Origin of the sequence: Poseidonibacter lekithochrous (genome assembly GCF_018861145.1) — a bacterium.
Taxonomy (GTDB): Bacteria; Campylobacterota; Campylobacteria; order Campylobacterales; family Arcobacteraceae; genus Poseidonibacter; species Poseidonibacter lekithochrous_A.
The window spans coordinates 1-10,354 of record NZ_JAHKQT010000018.1 but is presented as its reverse complement, the minus strand read 5'-3'; the positions used below and the strand labels follow the sequence as shown (position 1 = coordinate 10,354).

Genomic DNA, 10,354 nt, shown 5'->3' with positions numbered 1-10,354 from the left:
ATTTCATTTAATGAAATGAAACAATATTTATTTTTTAAAGTACATAAGAGTTTAGCTTCTATTTAAACTATCAATCAAAGTACTTCTCTTTACGTTAAATGTTCTACATATTGCAGCTTTACTCATACCATCATCCAAAGCTTTTTTCATTGCAATTAATTTTTCATCATCTATTGCACGAGGTCGTCCACCTCTTATTCCTCTTTGTCTAGCAGCTTCTAATCCAGCATTAACTCGTTCTTGTATTAGAGATCGTTCAAATTGAGCTAGTGCTCCAAATATATGGAAGAATAGTTCTCCGGATGCTGTTGTTGTATCCATCCCTTCAGTAATTGATGCAAATGATATATTTCTATTCTTTAAAGAAGTAATTACACTAATTAGATGAGCTAAGCTTCTACCTAATCGATCTAATTTCCAGACAACTAAAGTATCTCCTTCTTTTAAAAATTCAATTGCTTTATCAAGACCAACTCTTTTATCTTTTGAACCAGATGTTTTATCAGAAAATATATTTCTTTCATCAACACCATATTTAATTAGTGTATCTTTTTGTAAATTTAAATTCTGATCAGCTGTTGATACTCTTATATATCCTACAAGCATACGAAAAACCCCTTTAATATAGTATTCGTATTGTATCATAATCCGACAGTATTTATCGTATATTATTTGGGTGTTTTTTAGAAGTTTTATGGATTTTTGAAGAGGGTGTCGAAAAACAGATGTTTTAAATATATACTCTATGTGATTTCTCTATTCTAATTTTTTACACTTCTATGAAATTTGTCAAGTGACTTTTAATTGAAGTTTATTTATGGTATTTATTATTGTTTACTTGTGATTTGACAATAAAAGTATGTTTTTTAAGTTTAAATAAAGAAAATGGATGTTAATATTCTTTTGTTCAAGTTGTCTACTTGTGATTTGACAAATAAAAAACCCAGAAAGGAGAAGCTTTGAAAATAAAAATGAACCACCTAACGACAATTAAGACTGGCTTAGTTTTATCAAGAAAGAAAGCCTCACAGCAATCTGAATTTAAGAAAGATTATAATGTAATCTCTCTTAAATCATTTAGTGAGAATGGCTATTATAACCATTCATTTGCAGAAGACTTTACTGCAAATGAAGAAATAAAAGAAGAGAACCTTTTACAAAAAGGTGACATTCTTATTAGGCTTAGAGAACCAAATATTGCAGTATATATAGATGAGGATTATACTGATACTATAATCTCATCACTTGCGGCTATAATAAGAACTAAAAAGTGTGATGTTAATCCTCTGTTTTTAGTTAATTATCTAAATTCCTCATATATAAAAAGACAACTATATAGTCAAGGTTCTGCTGTATCTATGTTAAATGTTAAATTTATTGGTGAATTAGAAATTATATTACCACCAAAAGAAACACAAAATAAAGTTGCTGAGATTCAAGCCCTGTCAAATAAAGAGATTAATCTTTTAAATCAGTTAATAGAAGAAAAACAAAAATATACAAGTAAAGTATTTGAAACAATAATAAATCAGGAGATAACAAATGACTAAAACAACTCAAGAAACAATCAATGGAATAGTATGGAAAGCGTGTGATACATTTAGGACAACAATGGATAGTAGTCAATATAAAGATTATGTTCTTACAATGTTATTTGTTAAATATTTATCTGATTTTTATAAAGAAAAACTAGAAGAATTAACTGTTAAATATGGTGATAATCAAGATAGAATTCAAAAGAGTTTAAATAGAGAAAAGTTTAAACTAGATGAAAAGTGTACATTTGAATACATTTTGAAACATAAAGAGGCTGAGAATTTAGGAGAAGTTATTGATAAAGTACTAGAAAGAATTGAAGAAGATAACAAAGAAAAACTTGATGGTGTGTTTAGAGAGATTAGTTTTAACAGTGAGGCAGTTTTTGGAAGAACAAAAGAAAAAAATAAAATCTTAAAAAACTTACTTGAAGACTTTGATGATGTTAGACTAGATTTAAGACCTTCAATGTTAGAAGGCAATGATGTAATAGGTGATAGTTATGAATATCTTATTTCCCATTTTGCAGGTGATGCAGGTAAAAAAGGAGGAGAATTTTTTACTCCAAGTAATGTGTCTAAACTTTTATCAAAACTTGTAGAAGCAAGTGAAGGAGATAGAATTTATGACCCAACTTGTGGTTCAGGTTCACTACTTATTAAAGCAAGTAAAGAAGTAGGTAATAACAATTTTAGACTTTATGGTCAAGAAAGTAAAAATGCAACAGTAGCATTGTGTAAAATGAATATGTTTTTACATGATATAAATGATGCTGTAATTGAATGGGGAGATACTATTGGAAATCCACTTCATTTAGAAGCTGACCATTTAATGAAATTTGATGTAGTAATTGCGAATCCTCCATTTTCTCTTGATAAGTGGGGTGCAGAAGAAGCTACAGATGATAAATATAAAAGATTTGAAAGAGGAGTTCCACCAAAGAGTAAAGGTGACTATGCCTTTATTCAACATATGGTGGCAAGTTTAAATGAAAATGGAAGAATGGGTGTAGTCCTACCTCATGGAGTATTATTTAGGGGTGCAAGTGAGGGAAGAATCAGGAAGCAATTAATAGAAGAAAATTTACTTGATGCGATTATTAGTTTACCTGCTAACTTATTTTTTGGTACAAATATTCCTGCAACTATTTTAGTGTTCAAAAAGCAAAGAGATAATACTGATATTTTATTTATTGATGCAAGTAGTGATTTTAATAAAGATAAAAATCAAAATAATATTGATGATGAACACATTAATAAGATATTAGAAACTTATAAAAATAAAACTGTAATTGAAAAGTATTCACATTTAGCAACACTTGATGAAATCAAAGAGAATGATTACAACTTAAATATTCCAAGATATGTTGATACCTTTGAAGAAGAAGCTGAAGTTGATATTGAATCTACAAAGCAAAATATTAAAAATATTGAAAATGAGCTTGTAGATATAAAATCTAAAATGAGTGGATACTTGAATGAATTAGGTCTTTAACATGTCAGAAAATATAAACTATAAAGAACTTGATTCGTATGTAAGTGCTTCTATTTGTTATGGTATTGTAAAAACAGGACTTCCTCAAAAAGAAGGAATATATGCAGTCGAAGTTAAAGATATTAGAAATGGCAAAATAGATATAGATAGTGTAAAAAAAACTACACCTGAAATAGAAAGTGAATACAAAAGGTCTAGATTAAAAACAGGAGATATTGTAATTGCTATTAGAGGAACAATTGGAAGAGTTGCAATTGTTCCTCAAATTTTAAATGGGTCTAATATTACTCGTGATGTAGCAAGAATAAGAGTAGATAATAAAGATATTCGAGATTATATTTACTATTATCTAACTAGTAAGGTTGCAGAAGACCATTTAAGGGATAATAATATAGGTCAAGCAGTAAAAGGTATAAATATAAAAGATTTGAAAAAATTACCAATATTTATACCTGAAAATATAGAGGAAGTTAAAAAAGTAAATAATATCTTTAAAATTTCAAATGAAGCAATAAATAAGACTAAACTTTTAATATCATATAAACAGAAGTTGAAAAAAGGTTTAATGCAAAAACTTTTAACAGGTGAAGTTAGATTTTCAGAGTTTACCGATAATTGGGATGAATTTAAACTAGGTGACTTATTAATAGAACCTAAAAAAAATAAAGTTTTAAATCCTGAGAATCATGAATTGTTAACCGTAAAACTTCATTGTCAAGGTATCTCAAAAAGTGGAAAATATCCAAATGTGACTGAAAATGGTAGACCATATTATATCGTAGAGCCAGGAGAACTTTTGATTGGAAGACAAAATTTTCATAATGGTGGTTTTGGTATTGTTCCTGATGAGTGGAAGGGATTCGTTACATCAAATGCAATAACACATTTAAAAATAAAAGAAAATATTTGTAACTTAAAATTTATTGAATATTATTTTAGTCAGTATGATTTTTATAAAAGAGTAGACTATATAATAGGTGGAACTGGTCAAAAAGAAATTAGTAAAAAAGAATTTAATAATTTAAAAGTAGTAATTCCTTCTCTTAAAGAACAAAAGAAAATAGTTGATATTCTATTCTTGTCAGATAAAGAAATTGAAATATTGGAGCAAGAGTTTTTTGAACTTGAAGAACAAAAAAAAGGCTTAATGCAAAATCTTCTTACGGGTAAAGTAAGAGTTAAATATGAATAAAATAGTTTATGTGTTAGGAGCTGGATTTTCAATACCTTATGGTATACCTGCTCAAAAAGATATTATGAAACATTGTTTTGAGGATGCTGATTTTTTAAAAGAAATGAAGAAGTTTTATAAAGAGTTTTATTTATTTAGTTCTAAAAAATTAACAAAACCTGCTTTATCTAAAATACCATTAGAAGATGTGTTTTCACTTCTAGATAGGAGTATTAAATCTGCGCATAAATACAAAGACTTAACTGTATCAGATTTTATTAATAAAGAAAATATATTAACTAACAAAATTGCTGATTATTTTGAATCTATTGAAAAAGACAATACTTACATTAGTGAATTTATTGATAAATTAATTAAATTTAGAAAAGAGTCTGGAAAAGAAGACAATCAATCTATTATTACATTGAATTGGGATAATTTAATTGATAAATATATCCAAAATAAAATAGTAGATGATACTGTTGGATTAGATTATTGCATGTTTGATTACTCATTTGAGGAACAATTCCAAGAGAATAAAAATCATGTACCATCTACTCATTTAAAAGTAAAGGGTATAAATAATATTAAACTTATTAAACTTCATGGTTCAATAAATTGGAATATTTGTCATTCTTGCCATAAAGTATATATCAATAAAAAGAAAATAAGTAATGAGTTTAAATGTAAATCATGTAATGTAAATTTAGAAAAGTTTATGATTTCACCAACTTTTATGAAAGAGTTTCAAACAAACCATATAAAAAATATTTGGCAAAATGCTTTTATTGATTTATCTGAAGCTAAACATATTGTATTTGTTGGTTATTCTTTTCCTCTAGCAGACTTTGAATTTAAAATCTTGTTATCTAGGGCTCTTAAAAAAGAATCTGATATTAAGATTACAGTAGTTGACTATAAGAATCAAGATACAAGTAAGTCTACAGTTTTTAAAGAACTGAGAGAGAGATATGAATCTTTTTTTGGTACAAATGTAGAATTTTCTGATAAAGGCATAGTAAATTATATCGAAGAGAAAATGGATAATGATTTAAAAGGAATATATAATGAGTTTTGATATATCAACAGAAAAGCAATTACAAAATAACACTATAGATTTATTAAAGTCTATGGGATATAAGTTTATTTCTCAAGAAGAGAATGTAAATTTTAGAGATGGAAAGTTAGGTGAAGTAGTATTAAAAGATATACTTGTTAAACAACTACAAAAGTTAAATAACTTTGAATATAAAAGTAATACTTATCCTTTTTCTTCTAAAAATATAGCAAATGCAATAGCTTCTTTGGATGAGTCATTAAACGAAGGTTTAATGACTGCTAATTCAAAAGTATCAGACCAACTAATACTTGGGAATTCTTATCAAGAAGAGCTTATTGATGGAGCTAAAAAAAGTTTTTCATTTAAATATATTGATTTTCAAAACCCTGAAAACAATGTATTTCATTTTACTGAAGAATTTACAGTATCAAGAGCGATTCAAAATGAGACAGAGAAAACTAGAAGACCTGATGTAGTCTTATTTATAAATGGTATTCCTTTTGGTGTAATTGAGCTAAAAAAATCAAGTGTAGATACAGAACAGGGAATTTCACAAATGATTAGAAATCAGTTAAAAGGTGAAATAGGACAACTTTTTAAATATGTACAAATAACACTTGCAGGTAATAATCACTCGCCACAATATGCAACAACAGGTACACCAAAAAAGTTTTATGCAACTTGGGAAGAAGATACAAATGAACAACTAGAAAAATTAGTTATTAATAGAACAGCAAGTAAATTAGATAATACAGTTTATTCACTTTTTAATAAAGATAGAGTAGTTCAACTTTTACACTCATTTATTATCTTTGACAATAAAATAAAGAAGATAGCAAGATACCAACAGTTCTTTGCTATTAAAGAAATTGTTAGAAAAATAGAAAAGTTAGATAATACAGGTCGTAGAGGTGGAGGTCTTATCTGGCATACTCAAGGTAGTGGTAAATCTTTAACAATGGTCATGCTAACAAGAGTTATAAAAAGAGAAATATTAAATTCAAAAGTTATTGTAGTAACTGATAGGAAAGATTTAGATAGACAGATACACTCAACTTTTAAAAACAGTGAGATAGAAGCTCAAAGAGCAAAAAATGGTAGACATTTAGTTAGTTTGCTACAAAGTGGTAAGAGCGTTATTACTACACTTATACATAAGTTTGAAACTGTTGCAAAAGAAAAAGTAATACTAAATGACCCTAATATTTTTATACTTGTTGATGAATCACATAGAACACAAGGTGGGAATTTAAATAGAGCTATGAAAAAAGTATTTCCAAGTTCTTGTTATTTAGGATTTACAGGTACTCCTTTAATGAAAAAAGAAAAAAGTACTATCTCAAAATTTGGTGGACTACTTCATAAATATACTATTGACCAAGCAGTAAAAGACGGAGCTGTTTTACCTTTACTTTATGAGGGAAGATTAGTAGAACAATGGGTAAGTGACGAAAGAGGTCTGCAAAGACGATTTGATATTATTTCCAGAGATTTAAGTGAAGAACAAAAAAGAGACTTAGCTAGAAAATGGGTGAAATTCCAAAGGTTAGCCTCAAGTGAACAAAGACTTGAACTTATTATGTTAGATATTGACAGTCATTTTGTGAAAAATATAAAAGATACTGGTTTTAAAGCTATGTTAGCAACGAGTAGTAAATTTGAAGCTATCAAATATCATAAACTTTTTGAAGAATTAGGAAATGTAAAAAGTGCCTTTGTTATATCTGCACCAGATAGTAGAGAAGGACATGAAAACATTGATGATGATAATAAAACTTTTATTAATGAAGAGTGGCAAAAGATTATCAAAAAATATGGTGATGAAGATAGATATTTAGAAAAAATAAAAGATGAGTTTATTGAAGGTGATGAATTAGAACTTCTTATAGTTGTTGATAAACTTCTGACAGGTTTTGATGCACCAAGAGCAACTGTACTTTATATAGATAAAGAACTAAAAGAGCATAACCTTTTACAAGCAATAGCAAGAGTTAATAGACTTTATGATGGTAAAGATTTTGGATTTATCATTGATTATAGAGGATTGTTAGGTAATCTTGATAGTGCATTAACTTCATATTCTTCACTTGATGGTTTTGAAGAGGAAGATTTAGCAGGAACTGTAGTTGATATCAAAAATGAAATAGCAAAATTAAAAACTTTTTATTCTCATTTAGAAGAGTTATTTAAAAATGTAGAAAATAAAAATGACCAAGAAAGCTATGAAGTATTTTTATCTGAGGAAGAGAAAAGAAAAGAGTTCTATGAATACTTATCAAATTATGGAAGAGCATTAAAACTTTCATTATCTTCAGATAAAATAAATGAAATATTTTCAGAAGAAGAAATAACAGCTTTTAAAAGTAAAATGAAGTTTTATTCAAATTTAAGAGCAAGTATAAAAATTAGATACCATGAGACAGTTGATTTTGGTAAGTATGAAAAACAAATGCAAAAACTACTTGATACATTTATCAGTGCTGATGATGTTAATCAACTTACAAAGTTAGTTAATATTTTTGATGAAGACTTTGATAGTGAGATTGAAAGAATTGTAGGAGATAATGCACGAGCAGATACAATATTAAGTGCATCAACTGCAACAATTAATGAAAAAATGGAATCAAATCCTGCATACTATGAAAAGTTGGCAGCCAGAATTCAAGAAATCCTTGAAGAGTATAAAGATAGTAGATTATCAGAAGAAGAAAAATTAAAACATGCAAAAGATATAAGAAGTTTGCTTATGTCCCAAAATACCACTGAAAAAAACAACTATCCTGAAAGCATTAGAAATAATAAATGCGCAATTGCATTTTATGATAATCTTGGAGAATTTATATCTGGTCTAATAAAAGAAAATGATGTTTTAGAAGAGGTTGTAATTAAAGTAAATAAGATATTTAATGAAGTTTCAAAGAAGCCAGACTGGACAAATAATAGTGATGTGACAAATCAAATAGAAGGTCAAATTGAAGATATATTATGGGATTTAGAAGACGAATATGATATACAGTTTGAGAATTCAGATGAAATTATAGGTAGGATAAGAAATATTGGAATCAATAACTACTCATAATGTAAAAGTTATAAAAAAAGATATAAAAAATATTACACTAAAAGTAAAACCAAATTGTGATGTAATATTAACTGTTCCTTTAAAAACAGATGATAAACATATTACTTATATCTTAGAAAAAAGAAAAAGTTGGATATCAAAAAATGTAGAATTTTTTGAAGCTAATAATAAAGTAGAAAAAAAAGAGTATGTCAGTGGAGAGAGTTTTAAATATTTAGGTAAAAACTATAGACTTAAAGTTATTGAATCTAATATAGAGCAAGTAAAACTTTTAAGAGGTTATATTCAAATATTTGTTAAAGATAAGACAAATATAAATAAAAAGCAAAAACTGCTTAATGAATGGTATATATTAAAAGCAGAAAAATACTTCCAAAAGGTAGTTGAAGAATATTTATCTATAGTTAAAAAAGAAGTAAAAAATATAAAAATTCGACAAATGAAAACAAGATGGGGCTCTTGCAATACTTCAAAAGGCTATATAAATTTAAATAGTGAGTTAATTAAAAAGAGAAGAGAATCAATAGAATATGTGATTTTTCATGAGTTGGCTCATTTAGTACACCCAAATCATAGTAGAGAATTTTATAACTACTTAGATACTTATATGCCTGATTGGAAAAAGAGAAAGGATAAGTTAGAATACAAATAAATTCACTTAATTGTGAAGTTATTTGATAATTTTCATTTAAAACTATTTCATGCTTAGTATTTTTAATAACTGCACTTTTTAGATTATCTGGCACTAATATTTTTGGAGCACCTTCAAAGAAGTCAAATGCTTTTACATGGGATTTTATGAAGTATTCTTGCTTTTGGCTTGGGGTTGCATCAACATAAGTATATCCCGAAGCACCAAGTACTGCTACAAATATTTGTGCTTTTATAATTTCACCTGTTTTACTATTATAAATAGGAACAGTAAGTCCGCTATAATCTACAAATAGTTTTTCTCCATTTAAGTGTATTTGTCTCATTGAAGGATTTAACTTTTTTCTATATTTATGATAATAAGTTTTAAATTGAGTATAACCATATCCATCAGGGTGTTGCTCTTTATATTCTTGCCATAATAATAAAAATGTAACACCTTTTTTGCGTATCTCATTATCTATATATTCAACATCTGGCTTAGGCCTTTTTGATTTTTGTTTTATAGCTTTATGTTCAGGATACAGCATTTTATACATAACCTCTTCATCTAATAAAATGAAATCTTCTAATTTATCTTTTAATATTTCAAATCTTCTACAATATTCTAATGCAGTTGATGCTGATATTCCAACACTTTTAGAAATTTTCTAAATGAAAAATCCATTTGATACTTTAACTTTAGTACCTCTTTTATTTGTTTCATTGAAACTCTCCTCATTATCACTCCTAAAGTTCTTTTTAGAAGTGTAGTTTAATATGGAGAATATCTCAACCTTAACTGAAACTTACGTATCACTTTTTTATCTAAAGTGTTCGAATTAAAAGTGATACGGTGTTCAAGTGTTAAGTGCTAGGGTGTTCGAATGTAAAGTGATACGGTGTTCAGATATGAGTGATTTTTGCAACTCACAATAACATTTTAATAAAATGCTATTTTTTATAATCGACAAATGTTTAATTTCAAATTCTCTTATATTTGTAATTTAATCAAACTTTATATGTAGTTTGCTATACTTTGAATAAATTACATATTAATATACACTAATGAATACTAATTTGATATATCTTCTCAATGTATACTAAACCATCGTTTAATATACACTTTTCAAAAAAGGATAAAAATGCTCATAGGATATGCAAGAGTTTCAAAAGCAGATGGAAATCAAGTTTTAGATTTACAAATAGATGCACTTACAAAAGAAGGTGTTAATAAAGAAAATATTTATACTGATAAAATATCTGGTTCCAAAGATCAAAGACCTGGACTTGAACATTGTTTAAAAGCTTTAAGAGAAAATGATACTTTAGTTGTTTATAAACTTGATAGGCTTGGAAGAAACTTAAAACATCTTATTCAAAC

Annotated in this window: 8 protein-coding genes; 7 read left to right on the top strand and 1 reads right to left on the bottom strand. The window is 27.1% G+C overall.

The annotated features are described in order from the left end of the window. Nucleotides 1-51: 51 nt before the first annotated feature. Nucleotides 52-606: a recombinase family protein gene (locus KO488_RS07700; RefSeq protein ID WP_216058220.1), complete on the bottom strand. Its 555-nt coding sequence runs from the start codon at nucleotides 604-606 to the stop codon at nucleotides 52-54. A 353-nt stretch (nucleotides 607-959) separates the two neighbouring features. On the opposite strand from KO488_RS07700, the gene KO488_RS07695 reads away from it, so the two are divergent. From KO488_RS07695 to KO488_RS07665, 7 genes are all read left to right on the top strand, one after another. Then, entirely contained in the window at nucleotides 960-1,550 is a 591-nt protein-coding gene (locus KO488_RS07695; protein WP_228319072.1) for a restriction endonuclease subunit S, read from the top strand. Next, on the top strand, nucleotides 1,543-3,030 hold the full coding sequence (locus tag KO488_RS07690; protein WP_216058219.1) for a type I restriction-modification system subunit M: 1,488 nt from the start codon (nucleotides 1,543-1,545) through the stop codon (nucleotides 3,028-3,030). Before KO488_RS07695 ends, KO488_RS07690 begins: the two co-directional genes overlap by 8 nt. A 1-nt stretch (nucleotide 3,031) precedes the next feature. Further along, nucleotides 3,032-4,222, top strand: coding sequence for a restriction endonuclease subunit S (locus KO488_RS07685; RefSeq protein WP_216058218.1), 1,191 nt, complete (start codon nucleotides 3,032-3,034; stop codon nucleotides 4,220-4,222). After that, complete coding sequence (locus tag KO488_RS07680) at nucleotides 4,215-5,279, top strand: SIR2 family protein (RefSeq protein WP_216058217.1); 1,065 nt, start codon at nucleotides 4,215-4,217, stop codon at nucleotides 5,277-5,279. The genes KO488_RS07685 and KO488_RS07680 overlap by 8 nt, the downstream gene beginning before the upstream one ends. Continuing rightward, nucleotides 5,269-8,340, top strand: a complete 3,072-nt coding sequence (locus tag KO488_RS07675; RefSeq protein ID WP_216058216.1) for a type I restriction endonuclease subunit R — start codon at nucleotides 5,269-5,271, stop codon at nucleotides 8,338-8,340. The genes KO488_RS07680 and KO488_RS07675 overlap by 11 nt, the downstream gene beginning before the upstream one ends. Beyond that, the gene (locus KO488_RS07670; protein WP_228319071.1) at nucleotides 8,318-8,992 is read left to right on the top strand and encodes a M48 family metallopeptidase; all 675 of its coding nucleotides are present in this window, start codon (nucleotides 8,318-8,320) and stop codon (nucleotides 8,990-8,992) included. Before KO488_RS07675 ends, KO488_RS07670 begins: the two co-directional genes overlap by 23 nt. A 1,123-nt stretch (nucleotides 8,993-10,115) precedes the next feature. Beyond that, a partial coding sequence (locus KO488_RS07665) for a recombinase family protein (RefSeq protein WP_216058215.1) occupies nucleotides 10,116-10,354 on the top strand: 239 nt, incomplete at its 3' end.